The 601-nt window shown below is 38.8% G+C and carries 1 protein-coding gene; it reads right to left on the reverse strand.

What is annotated here, in order from left to right; translation table 11 throughout:
- Window positions 1-601 (reverse strand): transposase (locus OM075_RS25395; RefSeq protein ID WP_301193363.1); only part of this gene is annotated, 601 nt, incomplete at both ends.

Below are 601 nucleotides of genomic sequence, written 5' to 3' on the forward strand. Positions count from 1 at the left end.
ATTGCCTTTTAGGTAGTTTTTAATCATACGACATCCATGCTTTGTATGTCCGATAACTGGTTCTACTGCAGCTCTTGATTTACATTTCTTTCGCATTGTGTTTTTACTGTAAGGCTGCCTGGAGGATGGAGGCTTAGGACTAACGATTATTGTGTCGCGTACTTTTTTCTTTCCTTTGTAACCTCTGTCAACGATTGCATTTTTGAATTTAATCTTACTAACCTTCTCTACATTTTCCAGTGCAGGTTCTAAGGTTGATGTGTCGTTAGGGTTACCATTGAAATTTTTAATACCGACTATAATATTTACTTTGGGCACAACAGCAAAAGACACTTTTGAGCCAAATTCAAATTTCTTATGAGCTTTTCCTTTTGCAATACAGGCTGTATCAGGTTCGTGTAAACTATAGATTTTATTGTTGTCACTTTTCTTTTGCTCAACAACACGCAAGCAATTCTTTAACTCCAGTTCATAGCGAGCAAAAGCTTCCTGGGCTAGTTTGCGTTCTAGTTCACGAACTAATCTTCCGGCTATAGTTCTTAACTTACGCAATGCTGCTTTGGCCTCTTTCTTGCGTTTGGGGTGGTGTGCAAAGCGTTGC

This window comes from Plebeiibacterium sediminum, assembly GCF_026013605.1.
GTDB classification, from domain to species: domain Bacteria; phylum Bacteroidota; class Bacteroidia; order Bacteroidales; family Marinilabiliaceae; genus Saccharicrinis; species Saccharicrinis sediminus.